Origin of the sequence: Mycobacterium bohemicum DSM 44277, assembly GCF_001053185.1 — a bacterium.
Classification (GTDB): domain Bacteria; phylum Actinomycetota; class Actinomycetes; order Mycobacteriales; family Mycobacteriaceae; genus Mycobacterium; species Mycobacterium bohemicum.
In genome coordinates this window covers 2,138,711-2,163,247 of the sequence record NZ_CSTD01000001.1, presented here as the reverse complement: position 1 = coordinate 2,163,247, position 24,537 = coordinate 2,138,711, and the positions used below count along the sequence as shown (strand labels likewise).

Sequence of the window (24,537 nt, the reverse complement as noted above, 5' to 3'; positions counted from 1 at the left end):
GGGTCAGCCCGGCTCCGGCCCCGCAACGGATTCCGGCTCCGGCTCCGGCTCCGCCGCCGACTCCGGCTCCGGCTCCGATTCCGGCTCCGGCTGTGGCTCCGGCTGTGGCTCTGGCTCCGATTCGGGCAGCTGGCCGGCGAGGTACTCCGCGAGCCCACCGATGGTCGGGTAGTCGAACACCGCGGTGGCGTTGATGGTGAACGCGCCACCGAACTGGCTGTGCAACCGGTTGCGGAGTTCGACCGCCATCAGTGAATCCGTGCCCAGGTCCAGGAATCGGCTGGTTGCGGCCGGCGGTTGCGCGAGCCGCAGGAACCCCTGCACCTCGCGTTGCAGGAACTCGGTGATGAAACCGGCCCGTTGGGCGGCGGGCACCTTCTGCAGCTGTCGCAGCAATTCGCTGTCCCCGGTCGCCTCCCCGGCGGCACTCGGCAGCACAAGGTCGAGGATCGGTGGCCGCGAGGCGCCCAGCAGCTTCGCGGCGCGCTGCCAGTTGGCCTTGATGACGGTCGCCTGTGCGGTTCCGTTGGCGACCACCTCGGCGAGCGCGGCGAGGGCGGCCGACGGCTCCAGCGGAACCAGGCCCTGGGCACCGATATTGGTGCGCGCGGCCTCCGAAGAGGCCATGCCGCCCCTGGCCCAGGGACCGAAGTTCACGCCGGTTGCCGGCAGGCCACGCGCCTTCCGCTGCGCGACCAGCCCGTCGAGCAGCGCGTTGGCCGTCGAGTAGTTGGCCTGGCCTGGTGAACCGAGCAAACTGGACACCGACGAGGACACGATGAAGAAGTCCAGACCGTCGTCCTTGGTCAGCCGGTCCAGGTAGCAGGCACCGAACGCCTTGGGCGCCAACGTCCTCCGGAAATGCTCCATGTTCTGCTTGGAAAGCAGCGCATCGTCGAGCACGCCCGCAAGATGCACGATCCCGGCCAGCGGCGGCAACTCCGTGCGGATCGAATTCAGCAGGTTTTCGACCTGTGCCTCGTCGCCGACGTCGGCCGAGAACGTGTGGACACGGCACCGGTAGCGCTCGGCGATGTCGTCGATGGTCCGCTGCGCCTCCGCGTCGGGCGCCCGACGGCTGGTCAAGACGATGTCGCCCGCGCCGAGTTGGGCCAGGTACGCCGCGGTGTGCAGGCCGATCGCGCCGAGCCCCCCGGTGATCAGATAGCTCCGATCGCCGCGCGGCTGCAGCGGGTTCGGCATCTGCAGCACGATCTTCCCGATGTGCCGCGCCTGCTGCATGCGGCGGAACGCCGCCTTGGCCTCCGCCAGCGGGTAGATCTCGGCGGGCAGCGGGGCCCACTCCCCGGCGGCCAACCCGGCGGCCACCTCACCGAGCAGGCCACGGATGCGCTCGGGTTCCTGGAGGGTGACGGTGTCCAGCGCGACGATCTCGTAGGCGATGTCGGGACGGGCCGCCGCCATCTGCTCGGGCGTCCAGATGTCACGCTTGGCGATCTCCGCGAAACGGCCGTTGCGGGCGGTCGCCCGCACGGTGGCCTCGACGAAGCCCTCGTTGGTCAGGCTGTTGAGCACCACGTCGACGCCGGCGCCGTCGGTGTCGGCGAGGATCTGGTCGGCGAAATCCGTTGTGCGCGAGTCGTAGACGTGTTGCACCCCCAGCTTGCGCAGAGTCGCGCGTTTGTAGGTGCTGGCCGTGGCGAAGACGATCGCGCCGTGTTGCTGCGCCATCTGGATGGCCGCGAGGCCCACGCCGCCGCTGGCCGCATGGATGAGCACCCGGTCACCGGGCTGAAGTTGCGCCCAGTCGAACGCGAGCCGGGCGGTCAGCGCCGCGGCGGGAATGGTCGCCGCGTCGACCGCGCCGAACCCGTCGGGAATCGGCGCCAGCAGCTGGGCCGGCACGTTGAACCGGCTGGCGAACGCGCCCTGCATGAAGCCGAAGACGCGCTGGCCCACCTCCAATCCCGTGACGCCGCCGCCCAATTGGGTGACGACGCCGCAGAAGTCACCGCCGATGGGGCCCGGGTCGCCCGGGTACAGGCCCAGCACGTTGAGCACGTCCCGGAAGTTCAACCCGGCGGCCTCGACGCGGACCTGCACGTAGCCGTCGTTGGGCGGCGGGACTTCCGCCTCGGTCAGACGCAGGTTGTCGATGGCGCCGCGTTCGGTGGGGGCTAGGACGTAATCGTTGGCCCGCGGCACCGCGAGATGGCCGCTGCGCGCCCAGGGCAGCAGCCGGGACGCCAAGAACTTGCCTTGGCGCAGCGCCAGTTCGGGTTCCTCGAGGGGTGCGCCGAGAAGGGCGGCCAGCGATTGCACGGCCTCGGGGGATCCGTCGTGGTCGACGAGCCGGCAGTGCAGGGCCGGTTCCTCGTTGGCGATGGTGCGGCCCAGTCCCCACAGCGCGGCCTGCACCGGGTCGACGGGCTCGCCGGATTCGGTCGCGACGGCGCGCTCGGTGATGATCCACAGGCCGCCGGGCAGTCTGACCGCCTCCTCGCCCTGCAGCGTGTGCACGGCACCGAGCAGCTGGGCGATCTCCGCCTCGAGCCGCGCGACGGATCCCGCGGTGGACTCCTGCGCGCTCGGCCCGCTGCTGCGCCAGACGATGCCGGAGAACGGCATCCCGCGCTCTCGCGCCTGTGTCAGCACCTGCCCCACGGGTTGCGCATCCACGGTCCGGTCGAATGGGATGCAGCCGGGCAGTTGGGCCGCGAGCTCGTCGAACCCGGCGATCAGCCAAGTACCGGCGGCCCCGGTATTCTCGCCGGAGTCCAACGGCGGCACCTCGTGCCAGCCCAGGGTGTACAGCAGCCGGCTGGCGTTTCCGCCGAGCCCGCGCAGCAACGCCTCGCGCGGCGCGCGCTTGACCGTGAACTCCCGAATCCCGCCCAGCTCGCGGCCGTCGCGACCGACGAAATCGAGGTCGAAGACCTGCGTTTCGCTGTCCAGCGCGCTGGTGTGCCAGGTCGCGCGGCAGTAGAACCGGCGCGGCATCTTCTCCCGCAGCGTCACCTGCCCATACCGCAACGGCAGGAACAGGTCGTGGACGCCCTGCTCGGCGGCGAGGAGCGCGGGGAACGCGGGGAAGGCGACGCCGGTGCACAGGTCGAGCAGCACCGGGTGCATGGGCTCGGCCCCGAGTTGCTCGGCCAGTTCTTCGCCGACGGTGATGTCGCCGATCGCCTCACCCTCGCCGAGCCACAGCGACGTCAAGGAGCCGGACCAGGTTGGCCCCCAGGCCAACTCCATGTCGGCGAAGGTCTCGAACAGCTGCTGCGGGCGCATGCGGGTCAGGCGCTCGATCACCGCGTCGATCGGCTCCGCGCCCTCGGGCGCCGGCCCGTCGGCGGCCGACCCGGACTCGCCGGCACCGGACAGGACGGTACCGTCGGCGTTCAGCGACCATTCGGCGTCTCGGGCGCCGTAGGGCCGGCTGTGCACCCGGAAGGTCCAGCCGTCCTCGCTCTGCGTGCCGTCCTCCAGTGGGTGCAAGGTCAGCTGCACCTCGCGAGAAGCCTTCTCCTGCAGGATGATCGGCTCGTAGAAGAAGACGTCCTTCACTCGCGCCGGCGCGCCGACGGCGGCCAGGGCCATGGTCGCATACGTCGCCCCGGGCACGACGACGGTGCCGTAGATGACGTGGTCGCAGAGCCATGGCTGAGACTTGACGGACAGCCGGCTGGTGTAGACGAGGTCGCCGGAGGCCAGATCCTTGCCGCTGCCCAGGATTCCGGACACGGCGGCGCCGTGACCGTCCATACCGGGGACACCGGAAGTCTTCGGCCAGAAGCGACGGTGCTGGAACGGATAGGTGGGCAGCTCGAGCCGGCGGCGCGCTGAACGATGCAGCGCGGCGAAGGTGGGCCGGTGGCCGCTGACGTACGCCGTGGCCAGCGCGTCGGCGATCTGGCGCCGGTCCCCCACGCCCTTGCGCATCGACACGATGGCGCGTGGCGCGGCCAGATGTTCCGGCCACACCTGCACCGCCGCCCCGGTCAGCACCGGTTGCGGGCCGATCTCCATGAGGACCGAGCAGCCCAGTGCCGCGACCGTGCGCACGCTCTCGGCGAATTGCACCGGCTGCCGGGAATGCCGCCGCCAATACTGGGCGTCCAGCGGGGTCGCCGCCGTCAGGACGGCTCCGGTGCGGTTGCAGACTAGCGGCAACGTCGGCACACCGAACTGCAGCCGGGCCGCATAGGACTCGAATTCGTCGAGCACCGGCTCCAGCAGCTCCGAGTGGAACGCGTGGCTGGTTTCCAGCCAGCTGCAACGGATCCCGTCACTGCCGCACCGGGCGAAGATCTGCTCCAGATCCTCGCCGGGACCCGACAGTACTGTGTTCGGGCCGTTGTACGCGGCGACCGATACGCGCGGGAATCCGGCCGCGATCTCCTTGACGTACTTGGCGTCGGCGAACACCGCGAACATGCGCCCGCCCTCGGGCAGGCTGCCGAACAGCCGGCCGCGCTCGGCGATCAGCCGGGCGCCGTCCTCGAGGCTGAACACCCCGGCAACGCAGGCAGCCGCGTACTGGCCCACGCTGTGGCCCAGCACCACGTCGGGCTCGACTCCCCACGAGCTCCACAGCCGGGCCAGGCCCATCTCGACGGCGAACAGCGCGGGCTGAGCATAAGACGTGTGTCGCAGCGCCCTTCCGGCTTCGGGGCCGGACTCCCTGTCGCACGCGAAGAGCACCTCGAGCAACGGGCGCGGCAGGATTGCGTCGACCGCTTCCGCGCACCGCGCCACCGTCTCGGCGAAAACCGGCTCGGCGTCGAACAACTCGCGTGCCATGCCCGGGTACTGGCTGCCCTGCCCGGTGAAGAGCCACGCGGTCGTCGGCCGGTCGGTGCACTCGCCGCGGACCACTCCCGGTCGCATCCGGTTCTCGGCCAACTCGGCCAGCGCCTCGCGGGCGCCCTGGACCGAATCCACGACGAGCGCGGCGCGGTGCTCGAAATGGGAACGCCCGACCCCGGCCGTGAAGCACACGTCGGCGATGTCGACCTTCGGGTGGGTGTTCAGCCATTCCTCGTACCGCTGAGCCAACGCCACCAGCGCCTGCGGCGACCGCGCGGACAGCGGCAGCACTTCCACCGGATCGCCCTGGGCTTCCGCCCCCGGGTCCGCGTCGGCGAGGGTGTCGCCCGTCGAGTATTCGTCGGCGGTCGCCGAGTACGCCGGCGCCTCCTCGATCAGCACGTGCGCGTTGGTTCCGGTGAACCCGAACGAACTGATGCCGGCGCGTCGCGTCCTGCCGTTGGCCTGCCACGGGGTGGCCCTGTCCACCACCTTCACCGGCAGCGAGTCCCACGGGATGTGCGGCGAAGGTGTCTCGAAATGCAGGCTCTGCGGCAGCATTTCGTGCTGCAGCGACAACACGACCTTGATCAAGCCGGCGACCCCCGACGCCGACTCCAGGTGGCCGATGTTGCTCTTCACGGATCCCATCAGCAATGGCCGGTCCGCCTCGCGGGCGGCACCGAAGACGGCCCCCGCCGCCTGCACCTCGATCGGATCGCCCAGCGCGGTGCCCGTCCCGTGCGCCTCGAGGTAGTCGACATCCCCGCCGACGAGACCGGCGCGCGCCAGCGCCGCGCCGATAAGGCGTTGCTGGGCACCACCGTTGGGCACCGTCAACCCGCTGGAGGCGCCGTCCTGGTTGACCGCGCTGCTCGGGATGACCGCGCACACCCGGTCGCCGTCGCGCACCGCGTCGCTGAGCCGCTTGAGCACCAGGACCCCGCAGCCCTCGCTGCGCACGTAGCCGTCGGCCGAGGCGTCGAAGGTCTTGCACCGCCCGACGGGCGACAGCATCCTGGCGCGCGAGGCGGCGATGATCGACACCGGGCTCAGCAGCACGTTCACCCCACCGGCGAGCGCCATGTCGCAGTCACCGGAGTGCAGCGCCTGGCAGGCCTGATGTACGGCCACCAGCGACGAGCTGCATGCGGTGTCGACCGCGACGGCCGGTCCTTCGAGCCCGAGCGCGAAGGCGACCCGGCCGGAGATGGCGTTGAGCGCGTTACCGGTGATGAAGTGGGGCTCGATCTTCTCGACCGAGTTGGCGGAGAGCAGGTGCGAATACTCGTTGGCGCCCACGCCCACGAAGATCCCGGTTCGGCTGCCGCGCAACGCGCCCGGGGAGTAGCCCGCGCGTTCCAGGCCCTCCCACGCGGTCTCCAGCATCAGCCGCTGCTGCGGATCGATCCACACGGCCTCGCGCGGCGAGATTCCGAAGAACTCCGGGTCGAACCCGTCGACGCTGTCCAGGAATCCGCCGAAGCGGCTGTAGATCTTGCCCGGAGTGTCCGGATCCGGGTCGTAGAACTCGTCGATGTCGAAGCGATCCTCCGGGACTTCCCGGATCGCGTCCACACCGCCGGACAACACCTCCCAGAAAGCTTCGGGGTCGGGTGCGCCCGGGAAATGGCACGCCACCGCGACGATCGCGATCGGCTCATCGGAGCGGAGGGTGACCCGCTCGGGTTCGGTTGCGGCGGAAGCCTGTTCGCTGAGGCCGAGCACGTCGCTCAGCAGGTAGTCCACCACGTCGGACAGCCGCGGGTGGTCCATCGCCAGGGTGGCGGGCACCTCGGCGCCGACCGCCTGCTCGATGCGGCGCCGCAACTCGATGGCCATCAGCGAATCCATTCCCAGATCGAAAAATCCGGCGTCCTCGCGGATCTCGGCGGCGTCCACCCGGGTCACCTCGGCGACCGCCTCGCGCAGGTGGTCGGTCAGCAGCTTCTTGCGTTGCTGCACGGGCGCGTTGGTGAGCTGCTCGACCAGCCGGGTCTTTCCCGCCAGCGCCGACGGCCCGGCCGCCGGTGCCGAGGCGGCCACCTCTCGCTCCAGCTCCGCCAGCAGTGACCGCCTGCCCGCTTGCTGGTAGAGCGGCAGGAACCGCGACCAGTCGATGCGGGCCACCACACCTTGCGCTGGGCCGTGGTCCCCGGTCGCTGCAGAAGCCGTCATGACGTCGGCCATGCCCGCCAGCGCGTCGGCGGGCGACAGGGTGCGGACGCCGCGCTGGGCCAGCCGGGCCCGCGATTCCTCGTCGGCCATGCCGGCCGACCAGGGACCGAAATTGACGCTGATCCCGCCTTGCCGGCGCAGCCGCCAGGCCAGCCCGTCCAAGAACGCGTTGGCCGCGCCGTAGGCGGTCTGCCCGAACCCGCCCCAGACGGACGCGATCGACGAGATGGTCAGGAAGAAGTCGAGCTGCAGGTCCGCCGCCGCCTCACTCAGATGCCAAGCGCCCCAGACTTTCCCGGCGAAGACCCGGTCAACCTCGGCGTCATCCAGGGTGGCGAGCGGGGTGGTGCCGATCTCCCCGGCGGCGTGGACGATGCCGGCCACCGCCGGCAGCTCCGCCCGGACCGTGGCCAACAGGCGCCCGACGTCGTGGGCGTCGGCGACGTCGGCCGCGACGACCCGGACATCGCAGCCGTGCAGTTCGCGCATCGTGTCGATGCGCCCCCGGGCGGCCTCGCCGGGCGCCCGTCGGCCGGTCAAGACCAGGTGCCGGGCACCGTGCGCGGCCAGGTATCCGGCGATCTCCAGTCCGACCGCGCCCAGGCCCCCGGTCACCAGGTAGGGCGCAGCGCCGGCGGCGCCCCGCTCGGCGGCGCGGTCCGCCGAACCAACCGGGGAACGTACGCGGCGTCATCGCGCAGGGCCAGTTGATCTTCCCGCAGGCCGGACTCGCGCGGTTCGGCCGCCACCTGGGCAAGCAACCGACCCCATTCGTCGGCCGTCCCTTCGGCCAGGTCCGCCAGCCCGCCCCAGACGTGCGGATGCTCGAGCGCGGCCGCCCGGCCGAAGCCCCACAGGCAGCTCTGATCCGGTGACACCGTGTCGGCGTCGGTGACGTGCTGCGCGCCGCGGGTCACCACCCAGATGGGCCTGCGCAGGTCGGCGGCGACGGCCGCGCGGAACAGCCGGCGGGTTCCGCCGAGAACATGGTGCTGCATCCGCAGCAGCGACCGCGTCGACGGTTCGGGGTCGGAACCCAGCGCCGCGACGTGCAGGATACGCAGCGCCGGTTCGTCTTCCACCGCCGCGCGCAGGGCGAGCGCGAGCCGTTCCTCGTCCGCGTCGGACACCGGCAACGCGAGGACCTGGTGCCGGTGGCCGCCCGCGCTCAGCGCGTCGACCAGCGGCGCGAGAGCGGTGGTGTCGTCGCCGACGAGAAGCCACATGGACGCCTCGGCGGCCGCGGGGGTCGTGGACTTCTGCCAGCGAACCTCGTAGCGGTCGTCGGCGATGGACTGGCTCTTGCGCTGCCCGTTGTGTTGGGCGGCAAGCTTCGTCAGCACGTGCAGGGTCTGCCGGTCCCCGCTGCCCCCGTCGAGGAGGGCCGCGAGTTCCTCGATCCGGCCGTCCTCGAGCAGACGCATGGCCTCGGTGCGCGAGGCGGTGTTCTGTTGCCGGTTGGGGGATTCCCGGTTGTCGCGATACCAGTACTGGCGATGCTGGAACGGATAGGTCGGCAGGTCGAGCTTGCCCGCCGGTCCGACGACGGCGGCGAAGTCGGGCAGGTGACCCGAGACGTACGCCTCGGCAAGGGCTTCGGTGATCTGGCGGTGATCGGCGGTGTTTCGGCGCAGCGACGCGATCGCCCGCGGCGAGGTGGCCGGATCGGGCCACGCCCGCAGGGCCGCGGCGGTGAGCACCGGTTGCGGCCCGGTCTCCAGCAACTCTTTGCACCCCAGATCGGCGAGGGTGCGCACGCTCTTGGCGAATTCCACCGGTTGGCGCGCATGGCGGCGCCAGTAGGCGCCGTCGATTCTGGCGTCCGCGTCGAGCGCGGCGCCGGTGCGGTTGCACACCAAAGTCAGTTGCGGCGGCCTGAATTCGAACCTGTTCGCGTACGACTCGAACTCGTCGAGGATCGGGTCCAGCAGCGCCGAGTGAAATGCGTGGCTGGTGTCCAGCCAGTCGCACCGGACACCGTCGGCCGTCAGCCGGGTCACTGCCGCCTCCAGATCCGTTGCCGGCCCTGACAATACGGTGTTGGCGCCGTTGTAGGCGGCCACCGACAGGGCCGGGAACTCGGCGGTCAGGCTCTCGGCTCGTTCGGCCGAGGTGAACACCGCCGCCATCCGGCCGCCCGCGGGCAAGCTGCCGAACAGGCGGCCGCGCTCGGCCATCAGCAGCGCGCCGTCCTCCAGGCTGAACACGCCCGCGACGCACGCCGCCGAGTACTGGCCGACGCTGTGGCCCAGCACCACATCGGGTTGTAAGCCCCACGACTGCCAGAGGCGGGCCAGGCCCATCTCCACCGCGAACAGCGCCGGCTGGGCGTAGGTGGTCTGGCGCAGCGCCGCTTCGGCTTCGGGGGCGTCGGCATCGAAAATGACGTCCAGCAAAGGTTTTTCGAGGACGTCGGCGACCACCGCCGCGCAGCGGTGCAGCGTCTCGGCGAACACCGGCTCGGCGTCGAACAGTTCCCGGGCCATACCGGCGTACTGGCTGCCCTGACCGGTGAACAGCCACGCCGTCTTCGGCCGGTCGTCCGAGACGCCGCGCACCAGGCCGGGGGCCGGGCGGTCGTCGGCGACCGCGCCGAGCAATTCGCGGGCCGATTGCATCGAATCCACCACCAACGCGGCGCGGTGCTCGAAATGTGCCCGTCCCGCCCCGGCGGTGAGGCACACGTCGGCCAGGGTGGCCTCCGGGTGCGCCTCCAACCAGCCGCGGTACTCCTCGGCCAGCCGCCCCAGGGCGGCGGGCGTACGCGCCGACAGCGGAAGCAGGCTGAACCGCCGTCCCCCGGTCCGGTCGACGCCGACGGGCGCCGGCGCGGGCCGGGCGGCCGCGGCGGGCGCCTCCTCGATGATGACGTGCGCATTGGTTCCGGCGAACCCGAACGAGCTCACCCCCGCTATGCGGCGGCCGCCGTCGCGTTCCCAGGCGGTGGCTTCCCTGACCACCTGCACCGGGAGCCGGTCCCAGGGGATGTGCGGCGACGGATTGCGAAAGTGCAGGTGCTGCGGCAACACCTCGTGCTCGAGGGCCAGGATGACCTTGATCACCCCGGCGATTCCCGCGGCCGCTTCCAGGTGCCCGATGTTGGTCTTCACCGAGCCGATCAGCAGCGGCCGGTCCGCCTCGCGCCCGGCGCCGAACGCCGCGCCGGCGGCCTGGACCTCGATGGGGTCGCCCAGCGACGTGCCCGTCCCGTGCGCCTCCAGGTATCCGACGTCGCCGGGCGCGACTCCGGCGCGCTTCAGCGCCGCGGCGATAACACGTTGCTGCGCAACGCCGTTCGGCACCGTCAAGCCGCCCGACGCGCCGTCCTGGTTGACCGCGCTGCCCCGGATCACGGCCCGGATCCGGTCGCCGTCCCGGACCGCGTCGGCGAGCCGCTTGACGACGATGACGCCGCAGCCCTCGCCGCGCACGTAGCCGTCCGCGGCCGCATCGAACGTCTTGCACCGCCCGTCGGGCGCGAGCATGTGCGCGTGGGAGAACGTGATCATGGTCGCCGGGGTGAGCAGCACGTTCGCGCCGCCGGCCAGCGCCAGGTCACACTCCCCCAGGCGCAGCGCCTGGCATGCCTGATGGATGGCCACCAACGACGAGCTGCACGCGGTGTCGACCGCGACCGCCGGCCCCTGCAGCCCCAACCGATAGCTGATCCGGCCCGCCGCCGCGGCGTTCGATGTCCCGATCGCCATGTAGGCCTCGATCTCGGGGTACGCGAGCTCGCCGGATGCCATTCCCAGGTAGTCGTGGGTGGCCAAGCCGACGAACACACCGGTATTGGTGTTCGCCAAAGCCGTTGGCGCGGTGCCCGAATGCTCCACCGCACGCCACGCCGTCTCCAGCAGGAGCCGGTGCTGCGGGTCCAGCAGCCGGACCTCACGCGTCGACATGCCGAAGAACGGCGCGTCGAAACCCGTGACGTCATCGACGAAACCCGCGCGGCGGGTCGCTACCTTGCCGGGCGTGTCGGGGTCCGGGTCGAAGAATTCGTCGACGTCCCAACGGTCGGCGGGCACCTCCGTGACCGCATCCCGGCCCTCCCGCAACACCCGCCAGAATTCCTCCGCGTCCGCCGCCCCCGGAAAACGTGCCGCGTAGCCGACGATCGCAAAACCCGATGCCGAATCCATCGGGTCTCCGGCGGATGTCATGCGGTTGTCCTCCCTGTTCGGATCGAAAGATTCGATGCCGGCGGGCCGTCGCAGCGCCGATACGGCGGTCTCCCCTGACCACCCCGTGAGCCGCTCACTTCACGCACCCAGGACCAGACCTGGCGGAATTCCCCCGGCGTACTGCCCCCAGCGACCGTCGTGGCGAATGTACACATGCCGGACGGTCGCCGCAGCCGAATCACCTCCGCCCGCAAGTATGACAAGGATGGGCGCTTCATCGCGGCGCAACGCGCAAGTATCGTCGGCCTCGCGGCCCGCCGGGTCCTCCGCGCCGGATGGCTCCGGGCCGCTTGCGCCGACCCGCCCCCAACCCGCTGATGTGCGGTTGCAGGCGTATCCGCGCATGTCGGCGCCGGTGACAGCCGGGAAGGTTATCTTGGTGTCGCCACCGGGGGGCCGAACTGCGGCCGCCCAGACCAAGGAGAACAGATTGCGCATCGGGAAGATTACGATCGGCTCACTCGGTGATTGGACACCGAAGCCGGGCGTGGTCATCTCCTGGCACCCGACGCCCGCGGCCGCCGAGAAGGCGCGGCACGCGCCGGTCAGTTCGGTGCCGGTCAGCTACATGCAGGGTCAGCATCTTCGAAATTATTACGAACGCACGGCCGCCGGACTGGACTTTTCGCGGCAAATCATCGCGACGTGTGAGGTGCCCGGCGAATGCGACATTTCGGCCATGGATCGCGCCCTCAACACGTACCTGCGCCGGCACGACACGTTCCGCAGCCGGTTCGAACACGTCGGTAATGGGGAATTCGCGCGGCATACCCTCACCGATCCCGCGGACATCGAATTCGCCCCGGTCGATCACGGCACCCTGACCGTCGACGAAATACGCGCCCACGTCGTGTCGATCCCGAACCCGCTGGAGTGGGGTTGCTTCACGTTCGGGATCGTCCAAAGCGAGGGCCACTTCACCTTTTTTGCCGCCATGGATCACGTCCACGGGGACGCGACGTTGATCGGCACGACGATGCTCGAAGCCAACGGAATGTACGCGGCGCTCAGTGGCGGCGGTGGGCAACTCGCGCTGCCCGATGCCGGCAGCTTCGAGGATTTCTGCACGCGCGAGCGCCAGTACACGTCGGCGCTGACCCTGGATTCGCCCCAGGTGCGCGCGTGGGTCGACTTCGCCGAGAACAACAACGGGGCCTTTCCCGAATTCCCTCTGCCGCTGGGGAATCCGCTGGAGCCGAGCGGCAGCGACCTGGTCTCCGAAATGCTCATGGATGCGGCGCAGACGGAGCGGTTCGAATCGGCCTGCACCGCCGTGGGCGCGCGCTTCATCGGCGGCCTGTTCGCGTGCATTGCCCTGGTGGAGCACGAGTTCACGGGCGCCCTCACCTACTACGGCCTCACCCCCCGGGACACCCGCAGGACCACGGACAATTTCATGACGCAGGGCTGGTTCACCGGCTTGGTCCCCATCACCGTGCCGATCGCTGCGGCCTCTTTCGCCGACGCGGCGTGGGCGGCGCAGTCGTCCTTCGACTCGGGCCTGAATTTGTCGAAGGTGCCGTATTACCGCGTCCTCGAATTGGCGCCGTGGCTGAGCTGGCCACAGCCGAACTTTCCGGTGTCGAATTTCCTGCACGGCGGCGCCGCCCCCCTCAACGCCGTCCTTGCGGCGGCCGACCTCGGTTATGCCAACAACCTCGGCATCTACTCCGACGGCCGGTATTCCTATCAACTGACCATTTATGTGTTCCGCTACGGGGAGGGCACCGCCATGGCGATCATGTATCCCGACAATCCGGTGGCGCAGAAATCCGTTGTCCGCTACATGGAGGCAATGAAGTCGGTGTGCGGGCGGGTCGCCGCCAGCGGGCATTGGGGACGCGTTGCTTGACGGGAAGTAGTTCGATGGCTAGGAACGCGAGACTGCGCCGAGTGATTCAGGCGTCGGCGAATGTCGCCGGCGAGCGCACTCGACTGCGCCGGCCGGGGGTGAGGGCGACATGCGACGACTAGCCGATTTCGTGGTGCGCTGGCCGTGGGCGGTCATCGGGATCTGGGTCGCCATCGCGGTCGCCCTGCCGCTGACGTTCCCGTCACTGAACCAGATGGCGCAAAAGCACCCGCTGTCGATCCTGCCCGGCGACGCACCGTCGAGCGTCACCACCCGGAAGATGACCGAGGCTTTTCACGAATCGGGCTCCGAAGACCTCCTGTTGGTGGTCCTGACCGACGACAAGGGCCTTGGCCCGGCCGACGAGGCCGCCTACCGCAAACTGGTCGACGCGCTGCGCGCCGACACCCACGACGTGGTGATGCTGCAGGACTTCGTCAGCACGCCGCCCCTGCGCTCGGCCGTGACCAGCCAGGACCACAAAGCCTGGGTGCTGCCGGTCGGCGTGGCGGGGGAGTTGGGCACCCCCCGGTCCTACGCCGCCTTCAACCAGATCGGCGACATCGTCAAACGCACCGTCGCCGGAACCCCCCTGACGGCGCAACTCACCGGGCCGGCGGCCACCGTCGCCGACCTGACGGTCGCGGGTGAGAAGGACCGGCTGCCGATCGAGCTGGCGATCGCCGTTCTGGTGCTCATCGTCCTGCTGGTCGTCTACCGCAGCCCGGTCACCATGCTGCTGCCGCTGATATCGATCGGCCTGTCGCTGGTGATCGCGCAGTCCGTGGTGGCGGCCTACTCGCAGCTGACCGGTTCGGGCGTCTCGAACCAGTCGATCGTGTTTCTCAGCGCGATCATGGCCGGCGCCGGGACCGACTACGCCGTCTTTCTGATCAGCCGCTACCACGACTACCTGCGGTCCGGCGACGGTTTCGACCAGGCGATCACGAAGGCGATGGTCTCGATCGGGAAAGTGATCACCGCGTCGGCCAGCACCGTGGGGATCACGTTCCTGCTGATCAGCTTCGCCCGGATGGGCGTGTTCAAGACCGTGGGTGTGTCCTCGGCCATCGGCGTCGGTGTGGCGTTCCTGGCCGCGCTGACGTTGCTCCCGGCGATCGTGGTGCTCGCCGGGCCGCGCGGCTGGGTCAAGCCGAGGCGCGAGCTGACCGCCGGGATGTGGCGGCGTTCCGGCATCCGCATCGTGCGCCGGCCCAAGGCCCACCTGGTTGCCAGCGTGCTCGTGCTCATCGCCTTGGCCAGCTGCGCCGGCCTGGTCCGCTACAACTACGACGACCGCAAGGCCCTGGCGCCGTCGGCCCCCAGCTCCATCGGCTACGCCGCGCTGGACCGCCACTTTCCGGTGAACCAGTCCATTCCGGAGTACATCCTCGTCCAGTCACCGCGTGACCTTCGCAGCCCGCAGGCCCTGGCCGACCTGGAGCAGATGGCCGACCGGGTCAGCCAGCTGCCCAACATCGCCGCGGTCAGCGGCATCACCCGTCCCACCGGGAACGTGCCCGAGCAGTTCCGGGCCACCTATCAGGCGGGCGCGATCGGCACCATGCTGGCCAGCGGGTCCACCCTGATCAACGACCACGCAGGCGACCTGAACCGGCTGGTCGACGGCGCCGGCACGCTGGCCGACAACCTCAACCACGTGCGGGGCCAGGTCACCCAGCTCGCCACCAGCGTGCAGGACCTGCAGAACGCCCTGTCGTCGACGAAGAACCAGTACAGCGGCGACACGCTGGTCAAAGAGGTCGACATCGCGGCCCAACTGGTCGACCACGTCAACTCGCTCACCAATTCCATGGGCTGGAACTTCACGGCCGCCAAGAACATGTTCGCGTGGATCGGCCCGGTGCTGACCGCGCTGCAGGGCAACCCGGTGTGCGACGCCGACCCGTCGTGCAGCGCCACCCGGGGGACGTTCGAGCAGCTCACCGGCGGGCGCGATCAGGCGGACCTCGACGCGATCAACGACCTGTCGCACCAGTTGCAGGAGTACCCGGACAAACGGGTCCTGAAGGCGTCGGCGGACCGCCTGCGGGCCGCGCTGGTGAAGCTCACCAACGTGATGCATTCCCTGGGAATGGACCAGCCCGGCGGCCTGCAGGCCAGCCTGAACAGTTTGCAAAACGGCTCGGACCGGTTCGCCGGTGGGAGCCGGCAGGTGGCCGACGCGGTGGCCCAGCTGGTCGAACAGGTCAAACAGCTGGGCGCCGGGCTCAGTGAGTCGGCGGCCTTCCTGTTGTCGATGAAACGCGACGCGGCGCAACCGGCCATGGCCGGGTTCAACATCCCGTCGCAGCTACTGCATCTCAAGGAGTTCCAGCAGGCCGCCAAGGCGTTCATCTCGCCGGACGGCCACTCGGTGCGCTACCTGGTTCAGACCAAGCTCAACCCCTTCGGGCCCGAGGCCATGGACCAGGTCAACGCGATCACGGCGACGGCGCGAGGCGCCCAGCCGAACACCACGCTGTCGGACGCCACGGTGTCGATGGCCGGTTACACCGTCGGCCTGAAGGACACCCGCGACTACTACCGGCACGACATCCGTTTCATCATCGCGGTGACCCTCCTCGTCGTGCTGCTCACCTTGATGGCTCTGCTGCGGGCGATCGTCGCGCCGCTGTATCTGGTCGCCTCCGTGGTCCTGTCGTATTCGTCGGCGGTGGGCATCGGCGCGCTGGTGTTCCAGTATCTTCTTGGCCAGCAACTGCATTGGAGCGTCCCACCGCTGGCGTTCGTGGTGTTGGTCGCGGTCGGCGCGGACTACAACATGCTGCTCGTCTCCCGGATGCGCGACGAGTCCCCACGCAGCGTGCGTTACGGCATCATCCGCACCCTGAGTTCCACGGGAGGCGTGATCACCGCGGCGGGCTTGATCTTCGCCGCCTCGATGTGTGGGCTGCTCTTCTCCAGCATCGGCACAGTGGTGCAGGGTGGTTTCGTGATCGGCGTGGGGATTTTGCTGGACACCTTCTTGGTGCGCACCATCACGGTTCCCGCCATCGCCGCGCTGGTCGGACGGGCGAACTGGTGGCCGTCGCGCGTGGCGCCGAGCCGCAACCGGGTTAGCGCGGCGCGCGTCAGGTATGTGAAACTAGGGAAGCCGAGGGGTCAGGGGCAGGCATGAAGACACTACTCGCGGGAGTCACCGCGCTGGTAACCGTCGGCGCCACAGTGTGTTTCGGGGTTCGCACTGCGACGGCCGACGACACGCCGATCGGCGGGCCCCCCACCCCCCGGGGGCCGGGCGACCAGACCGCGTTCGCCCTTGGCGGCGCCCACGTTCTGGGCATCCCCTACGACGAATACATCCGCCAGGAGGGCGCGCAGTGGTTCCCCGGCCAGAAGCGCGAAATCGTCCCTTACCCGGCCGGGCAGGTCCAGGGGCACGTGCTCGAGCGTCTCTTCCCGGGCATCGGCAAGGTCGGCGATGAGCTGTTCCCCGGGCTGGGCCTCAACGGCCCCAGCGTCGGCGAGTCGGTCGACGTGGGAGTGGACAACCTCGACGCGGCGGTGAAATCCGGTCGCCCCGGCACGGCGATCGGCCTGTCGGAAGGCGGGTTCGTGGTCGACGGCGAGCAGGCCCGGCTGGCAAACGACCCGGCCGCCCCGCCGCCGAACACGCTGAACTTTGCCTCATTCGGTGACCCGATCGGGCGGCACGCCTTCGGTCAGAGCTTCCTGAGCGCGATGTTCCCGCCCGGCAGCGTGGTCCCCGCGCTCGACTACACGATGCCCGCGCCGTATGTCAGTCAGTACGACACCGACAAGTTCGTCGCGGCCTACGACTCGATCGCGGACTTCCCCGACCACCCGGACAACCTGTTCGCGCTCGCCAACACGGTCATGGGCCTGGCGACGGGTCACACGGCGGTGGCGTTCACCAACGCGAGCATGGTGCCGCCGCAGAACATCCGAACCGTCGTCAACTCCCGCGGCGCCAAGGAGACCACGATCATGGTCCCCGAGAAGCACCTTCCGCTGGTCATGCCGCTGGCCTACATCGGGATCCCGGAGGACACGCTCAATAAGCTCGACGCCCTCCTGATCCCCCGGGTGAACACCGGCTATTCGCGGAACGACGACCCGTCGACCGCGCCTGTCCAGGTGGACCCGGTGCACGGCTTCGACCCGGCGGCCGTCACCGCGCCGGCCAACCAGGCGACCTTCGGCGGCGGTGCCGACCCGTTCTCGCAGATCCTGGCCGGCGCCATGTCCGTGTTGTCGCACGGCGCCGGGCAAGCCGACCACTGACGCGACGCATCGGACCGAGTCAGTACGGACGTGACGTGACGCGATGACACCTGCTCCCCAGTCATCCCTGCTGTCGATGCTGCACGGGCGAGCCAGCATGCGGGGAAACGACATAGCGTTCACCTTCACCGAGTACGGCGGTGACGGCGCCGCGGTGCCCGAGAGCCTCACGTGGTCGCAGCTGTCGCGGCGAACGCAAAGCGTCGCAAACGAGCTCGGCCGGCACGGATCGGCCGGCGACCGGGCGGTGATCCTGGCGCCCCAGTCCCTGGACTACATCGCGGCATTCCTGGGCTGCCTGCAGGCCGGGCTGATCGCGGTTCCGCTGCCGTTGCCGCACCGCGGCTCCAGTCACGAGCGGGTGACCGCGGTCCTGGCCGACACGTCGCCGTCGGTCGTGCTCACCACGTCGCCCGCGGCGGACGACATCAACGAATACATCGACCAGGCCCGCCTGCACGTCCTCCCGAAGGTCGTCGAAATTGATGCTCTGAATGCCGATCCCCAAAGCGAAACCGGTGCTGGCACAGCCGAATTGACGAACATCGCGTATCTGCAGTACAGCTCGGGCTCGACGCGGCAGCCGACCGGGGCGATGATCTCGCACCGCAACCTGCAGACGAACTTCGAGCAGCTGATGCGCGGCTACTTCGCCGACCCCGACGTCAAGGCCCCGCCGGACATGACCGTGGTCTCGTGGTTGCCTTTCCACCATGACATGGGCCTGGTGCTGGGAATCTGCGCACCGATCCTCAACGGGTGGCGCGGCGACCTGACGAGTCCGATCGCGTTCCTCGAACGGCCGGCGCGGTGGATGCAAGCTCTGGCCGGAAGCGCGCACACGTGGTCGGCGGCGCCCAACTTCGCCTTCGACCTGGCCGCACGCAAGACCACCGACGCCGACCTGGCCGGCCTCGACCTCTCGGGCGTCCTGGGCATCATCAGCGGTGCCGAACGCGTCGAGCCGGCGACCCTGCGGCGCTTCGTGGATCGGTTCGCGCACTTCAATTTCCAAGACCGCATGCTGCGCCCGTCGTACGGCATGGCCGAGGCGACCGTCTTCGTGACCGCCGGCACCTGGAGTGAATCGAGCGCGGTTCGCTTCGATGTCGGAGAGCTCTCGGCCGGCCGGGCCCGGCGGTGTGCGGCCGGCACCGGCACGTCGCTGGTCAAATACCAAGTGCCGCACTCACCCACGCTGCGGATCGTCGACCCCGACACGAGGCGCGAGTGTCCGCCCAACACGGTCGGCGAGATCTGGGTGCACGGCGACAACGTGGCCGAGGGCTACTGGGGCAAACCACCCGAGGAGCAGCGCTGCTTCGGCGCACTCCTGCAAGACCCGTCGCCGGGCGCACCGGAAGGGCCCTGGCTGAGGACCGGCGACCTCGGCTTCATCTTCGAGGGCGCGCTGTTCATCGTCGGGCGCATCAAGGACCTGCTGATCATCCGCGGCCGCAACCACTATCCCGAGGACATCGAGGCGACGGTCCAGGAGATCACCGGTGGCCGGGTCGCCGCGATCTCGGTCCCGGTGAGCAGCAGCGAGGAGCTGGTCACCGTCGTCGAGCTCAAGAAGCGCGGCGGTTCCGCCGAGGACGCCACGCACTGGCTCGCCTCGGTCAAGAGCAACGTGACCTCGGCAATCTCCAACGCGCACGGCCTGACCGTCACAGACCTCGTGCTGGTGGAGCCCGGGTCCATTCCCACCACCACGAGCGGCAAGATCCGGCGCGCGGCCTGCATCGAGCAGTACCGCCAGGACCGATTCGCCCGGTTGGACGCCTGACCCGGCCCGGTGGGCGCGCCCGGCTCTAACGCGCCCGCGGCGGGGCGAACATAATGGGTCCACTCACACCGGCAGTGCCGCCTTGAAAAGGAGCCCCCCGATGACCACCACCAGCGCAGATCGTCCGTTCCGAGTCATTCAGTGGACGACCGGCAACATCGGGCGGCGCTCGCTGCACGCCATCATCGGCCGGCCCGACATGGAGTTGGTGGGGGTGTACGCGCACGGGAAAGACAAAATCGGCGTCGACGCCGCCGACCTGGCCGGCTGGCCCGAGCCGACCGGTGTGCGGGCGACCGACGACATCGACGCGCTGCTCGCGCTGGGTGCCGACGCGTGCTGCTACAACCCGCTGTGGCCGAGCGTCGACGAACTGGTGCGGCTGCTGGAGTCGGGCGTCAACGTGTGCACCAGCGCGGCCTGGATCACCGGCGGCAAGCAGACCCCCGCGGACCGCAAGCGGATTCTGGACGCGTGCGAACGCGGCGGGTCGACGATCTTCGGCAGCGGGGCGCACCCCGGGATGACGAACATGGTCGGCATGGTGCTCAGCGGCGCGTGCGAACAGGTGGACGAGATTCGCATCACCGAGTCGGTGGACTGCTCGACCTACGAATCGGCGGAAACCCAGACCGCGATGGGGTTTTCGCAGGATCCCGACACGCCGGGGCTGGCCGAGAGCGTACGCCGGGAAAGCGAGGTGTTCGCCGAGTCGGCCGCGATGATGGCCGACGCCATCGGGGCGACGCTGGACAAGATGACCTTCGACGTGACATTCACCGCGGCCACCGCCGACTCCGATCTGGGGTTCATGAAGATCCCGGCGGGAACGGTCGGGGGCGTCTTGGGTTATCACCGCGGTTGGCAGGGGGACCGCAATGTGGTCAGCGTCGGCTTCAACTGGACAATGGGTTACCACGTCGTCCCGCCCAAGCCGCTCGAGCACGGCCACGTCATCCAGGTCTTCGGGCGGCCCAACATGCGAACGGTCCTGCACTGCCTGCCGCCCAAGGATTGGACCGAGCCCGGGTTCATGGGCCTGGGAATGATCTACACCGCGATGCCGGTTACCAATGCCGTCCCGGCCGTCGTCGCCGCCGCGCCGGGGATCGTGACGCTGGCCGACTTACCCCCGGTGACCGGTCGCGTCGCCTGGTGAAGCTATGGCCTTGCGCACAACGAACCGGCCGGAGGAACGCGGCCGTGCACTAAGGGCTAATATGCTTAGCCGAGCAAAGTAGGGGTTTTCGTCGCCACTCAGGGGCGGGTAGCGGAGGTCGGTCAGATGAGGGTCACTCCACATTCGGCGTCGATGTCCCGCGTGCTCAAGCGGGTGTGGATACCGCTGACCCTGGTGGTCGTGCTGGCCGTCTCGGCGTTGGTGGTGTCGCGGCTGCACAAGATCTTCGGATCGCAGGACCTCAACGCGAATGCCGGCAAGGGGATCGAGATCGTGCAGTTCAACCCGAAGGTGGTCGTCTACGAGATCTCCGGCCCGCCGGGTGCGACCGCGAACATCAACTACTGGGACGAGAATGCGAACACCCACCAGGTGAATGACGCCACGCTCCCGTGGTCGGCCACGATATCGACCACGCTCCCGTCGGTGAGCGCCAACATCATGGCGCAAAGCGACAGCTCGGCGATCAGCTGCCGGATCACCGTGGACGGCGTCGTCCGCGAACAGAACAACTCCGATGGCCACAACGCCCAGACCTTCTGTTTGGTGAAGTCCGCATGAGCGACCTGAACAGCAAGAGCCACGTGGGTCTCGACGACGCCGCCGACACGGGGCCGATCAGCACCCGGAAAGCCGGGAGGCCCGAACGCGGCCACCGGCCGTACCTTCCCCACGCGATTCGCATCTTCGCCGTGCCGATCATCCTGGCCTGGGTGTTCGTGACGGTCCTGGTGAACGTCGCCGTTCCCACCCTGGAGAAGGTCGGCGAGGCGCACTCGGCGCCCATGACCCCCCTGGACGCACCGTCCATGAAGGCGATGATGCGGCTGGGTCACAACTTCCACGAGTTCGATTCCAACAGCACCGTGATGATCGTGCTGGAGGGCCAGCAACCCCTCGGTGCCGACGCGCACCAGTACTACGACAACCTGATTCGGCAACTGCGCCAGGATCCCAAGCACGTCCAGCACATCCAGGACTTCTGGGGAGACCGGCTGACGGCGGCGGGCGCCCAGAGCGCCGACGCCAAGAGCGCCTACGTGCAGGTGAATCTCGCCGGTAACCAGGGCACCACGCTGGCGAACGAATCCGTCGACGCGGTCCGCAAGGTCATCGACGCCAACAGGCCGCCACCGGGGGTGAAGGCCTACGTCACCGGTCCCGCGGCGTTGTCCGACGACATGCACATCATCGGCAACGCCAGCCTGGCGAAGATCACGCTGTTCACCCTGGGTGCCATCGCGATCATGCTGCTGCTGGTCTACCGGTCGATCGTCACCACGCTGGTGCAGCTGTTTATGACCTTCGTCGCCTTGGCCTGCTCGCGGGGAGTCGTCGCGGTTCTGGCCTATAACAACGCATTTGGCCTCACCACGTTTGCCGCCAACATCCTCACCATGCTCGCGATCGCGGCCGGGACCGACTACGGCATCTTTCTCGTCGGTCGCTATCAAGAGGCCAGGCGCGCCGGCGAGGACCGAGAATCCGCGTACTACACCACGTTCAGGGGGGTCGCCCCCGTCGTCCTGGGGTCCGGCCTGACCATCGCGGGGGCGACCTACTGCCTGAGTTTCGCGCGGCTGCCCTGGTTCAACACCATGGGCGCACCCGTGGCGATCGGCATGCTGGTGGTGGTCGCGGCCGGACTCACGCTGGGACCGGCGGTCATCTTCGTGGGCAGTCGCTTCCACCTCTTCGAGACGAAGAGCGCCGCCCGGCAAGGGCGGCTCTGGCGCCGGGTGGGCACCGCCGTAGTCCGTTGGCCCGCAGCCGTTCTGGCGGTGAGCGCCGCGGTCGTGCTGGTCGGCATGATCGCCCTACCGAGCTACGTGACCAGCTACAACGACCGCCACTACCTGCCGGCCTGGGCGCCGTCCAACCTCGGGCAGGAGGCCGCGAACCGGCACTTCTCCGAGGCACGGATGAACCCCGACCTGCTGATGGTGGAGTCAGACCATGACATGCGCAATCCGGCCGACATGCTGGTGCTGGACCGGGTGGCCAAGAACGAGATGCGCACGATCGGCATCGCGATGGTCCAGGACATCACCCGGCCGCTGGGCATTCCGATCCAGCACAGCTCGATACCGTTCCAGAACAGCGTCCAGAGCCAAACGACCATGCAGAACATGAGCTTCCTCAAGGAGCGCATGAACGACATCCTGCGGATGGCCGACGATCTGCAGACCCAGATCGACACCACCGAGCGCCAGTACGCGGTGTCGCTGGATCTGTCGAAGGCCGCCGACGACAGCGCCAAGACCACGGCGGTGACGTCGGAGATCACCGATACCCTGCGCAACCACATCGCCGATTTCGATGACACCTTCCGGCCGGTGCGCTCGTACTTCTATTGGGAGAGGCACTGTTTCGACATCCCGTTGTGCTTCGGGTTGCGGTCCCTGTTCGACTCGCTGGACGGATTCGACCAACTCGCCGAGCAGTTTCACCTACTCACGGCGGACATCGCCCACACCGCGGCCGCCACGCATGATCTGACGGCGCTGTTTCCCACGCTGATCACGACGCTCAAGACGACCCGGGGCATCACGCTGACGCTGTACCAGACGTTCAAGGCGATGATCGACCAGATGGAGGCGATGAGCAACACCGCGATCGTCATGGGGCAAAGCTTCGACGCGTCGAAGAACGACGACTACTTCTATCTGCCGCCCGAGGCATTCGACAACCCGGACTTCCAGACGGGTCTGCGCATGTTCCTGTCGCCGGACGGCAAGTCGGCGCGGTTCTTCATCACCCACCAGGGCGATCCCATGACCCCCGAGGGCATTTCCCGGGTCGATGCGGAGCGCACCGCCGCGCAGGAGGGTTTGAAGCAGTCCTCGCTGTCGGACGCCAGGGTCTATCTCGGCGGCACCGCGGCGACGTTCCGCGACATGGCCGACGGCGAGAAGTACGACCTGATGATCGCGGTGGTATCGGCGCTGACGCTGATCTTCATGATCATGCTGCTGCTCACCCGCAGCGCCGTGGCCGCGCTGGTCATCGTCGGCACGGCGGCCAGCTCGATCGCGGCGTCGTTCGGGCTCTCGGTGCTCATCTGGCAGGACCTGTTCGGCATCAAGATCCACTGGATCGTCGCGGCGCTGTCAGTGATCATCCTGCTGGCGGTCGGTTCCGACTACAACCTGCTGCTGGTGTCGCGGTTCAAGGAGGAGATCCACGCCGGCCTCAAGACAGGCATCATCCGATCCATGGCGGGCACCGGTGGGGTGGTGACGGCCGCCGGCCTGGTGTTCGCCTTCACCATGGCGTCGATGCTCGGCAGCGAACTGCGGGTGCTCGGCCAGTTCGGGTCGACCGTCTGCATCGGTCTGCTGCTGGACACGCTGATCGTGCGCACGCTGCTGATGCCGTCGATCGCCACGCTGCTTGGGCGGTGGTTCTGGTGGCCACAGGTGGTCCACCCGCGCGGTGACAACGCACTCAAGGGTCGAGCGGCGCCGGCCGCATCGGGCTAGCCGGCGGCGAGCTGGAGGCACACCGCGACGGCGCCCGCGCCGACGTGCAGGGCGAGCACAGGTCCCAATTCGGTGATGAGCGCCGGCTCGCACGCCGGTAGCCGCTCCGCGAGCGCCGCGGCCACCTCCTCGGCGCCGTCGGGGTTGGCGACGTGGTGCACCGCGAGGGCCGCCGAGCCGTCGCCCACCACGGCGCAGACGCGGTCGATCATCGCCTCGGTCGCATGGGTGACGGTGCGGACCCGTTGCGCGAGAACGAGTTTGCCATCGTCGATGCGCAGCAGCGGCTTGAGCGACAGCGCCGTGCCCAGCCACGCCTTCGCGCCGCCGATGCGTCCGCTGCGGCGCAGGTTCTCCAGCCGGTGCACCACGATGAACGCATGGGTGCGGGGCACGGCGGACCGGGCGGCTTCGGCGACGTCGTCCAGTTCGGCGCCGGCGGCCGCGGCGCGTGCGGCGGCCAACGCGACGAAACCGGTGCCCATCGCCGCCGACCGGGAGTCGATGACGCGCACCTTCGGGTCCAGGTCGGCGGCCGTCCGTTCGGCGGCGCCGCAGGTCCCCGACAGCGCCGACGAAATGTGCACGGCCACAATCCCTTCCCCGTCGCTGTCGGTAAGGGCCTGCTGGTAGGCGTCGGCCAGCTCGGCCGGGGTGGCCGCCGCCGTGGTGGCGTGGCGCTGGTGGATGTCGGCGGGGATCTCGTCCACGCCGTCGCGCAGGTCCGTGCCGTCGAGCAGGAGGTGCAGCGGGACCACCCGGATCGCCCACTCGTCGCGCAAGTCGGCCGGCAGGCGCGCCGCCGCGTCGGTCACGACCACCACGCCCAC

At 69.1% G+C, this 24,537-nt stretch carries 10 protein-coding genes; 7 read left to right on the top strand and 3 right to left on the bottom strand.

Annotated features, from left to right (window positions below):
- Nucleotides 1-3 precede the first annotated feature (3 nt).
- Nucleotides 4-7,563, bottom strand: coding sequence for an SDR family NAD(P)-dependent oxidoreductase (locus BN971_RS09750; RefSeq protein WP_428978049.1), 7,560 nt, complete (start codon nt 7,561-7,563; stop codon nt 4-6).
- Nucleotides 7,560-11,114, bottom strand: coding sequence for a type I polyketide synthase (locus BN971_RS26615; RefSeq protein ID WP_428978048.1), 3,555 nt, complete (start codon nt 11,112-11,114; stop codon nt 7,560-7,562). Before BN971_RS26615 ends, BN971_RS09750 begins: the two co-directional genes overlap by 4 nt.
- Before the next feature lie 451 nt (nt 11,115-11,565).
- Between BN971_RS26615 and BN971_RS09745 the strand changes: the two genes are divergently transcribed.
- The 7 genes from BN971_RS09745 to BN971_RS09715 all read left to right on the top strand — a co-directional run bounded on the left by BN971_RS09745 (nt 11,566) and on the right by BN971_RS09715 (nt 23,707).
- The gene (locus BN971_RS09745; RefSeq protein ID WP_085183257.1) at nt 11,566-12,987 is read left to right on the top strand and encodes a condensation domain-containing protein; all 1,422 of its coding nucleotides are present in this window, start codon (nt 11,566-11,568) and stop codon (nt 12,985-12,987) included.
- 109 nt (nt 12,988-13,096) lie between these two features.
- On the top strand, nt 13,097-16,129 hold the full coding sequence (locus BN971_RS09740) for an MMPL/RND family transporter (protein ID WP_090349951.1): 3,033 nt from the start codon (nt 13,097-13,099) through the stop codon (nt 16,127-16,129).
- The gene (gene pe, locus BN971_RS09735; protein ID WP_090349950.1) at nt 16,126-17,256 is read left to right on the top strand and encodes an acyltransferase PE; all 1,131 of its coding nucleotides are present in this window, start codon (nt 16,126-16,128) and stop codon (nt 17,254-17,256) included. Before BN971_RS09740 ends, pe begins: the two co-directional genes overlap by 4 nt.
- 43 nt (nt 17,257-17,299) lie before the next feature.
- The gene (locus BN971_RS09730; RefSeq protein WP_085182977.1) at nt 17,300-19,045 is read left to right on the top strand and encodes an AMP-binding protein; all 1,746 of its coding nucleotides are present in this window, start codon (nt 17,300-17,302) and stop codon (nt 19,043-19,045) included.
- 100 nt (nt 19,046-19,145) lie between these two features.
- The gene (locus BN971_RS09725) at nt 19,146-20,204 is read left to right on the top strand and encodes an NAD(P)H-dependent amine dehydrogenase family protein (protein WP_085182978.1); all 1,059 of its coding nucleotides are present in this window, start codon (nt 19,146-19,148) and stop codon (nt 20,202-20,204) included.
- A gap of 153 nt (nt 20,205-20,357) precedes the next feature.
- Nucleotides 20,358-20,786: an MmpS family transport accessory protein gene (locus BN971_RS09720; protein ID WP_085182979.1), complete on the top strand. Its 429-nt coding sequence runs from the start codon at nt 20,358-20,360 to the stop codon at nt 20,784-20,786.
- Nucleotides 20,783-23,707: an MMPL/RND family transporter gene (locus BN971_RS09715; RefSeq protein WP_085182980.1), complete on the top strand. Its 2,925-nt coding sequence runs from the start codon at nt 20,783-20,785 to the stop codon at nt 23,705-23,707. Before BN971_RS09720 ends, BN971_RS09715 begins: the two co-directional genes overlap by 4 nt.
- Here the strand turns inward: BN971_RS09715 and BN971_RS09710 are convergent.
- Nucleotides 23,704-24,537 carry a DegV family protein gene (locus tag BN971_RS09710; RefSeq protein WP_085182981.1) on the bottom strand — a complete coding sequence of 278 codons (834 nt, stop codon included), beginning with the start codon at nt 24,535-24,537 and terminating at the stop codon, nt 23,704-23,706. The genes BN971_RS09715 and BN971_RS09710 overlap by 4 nt on opposite strands.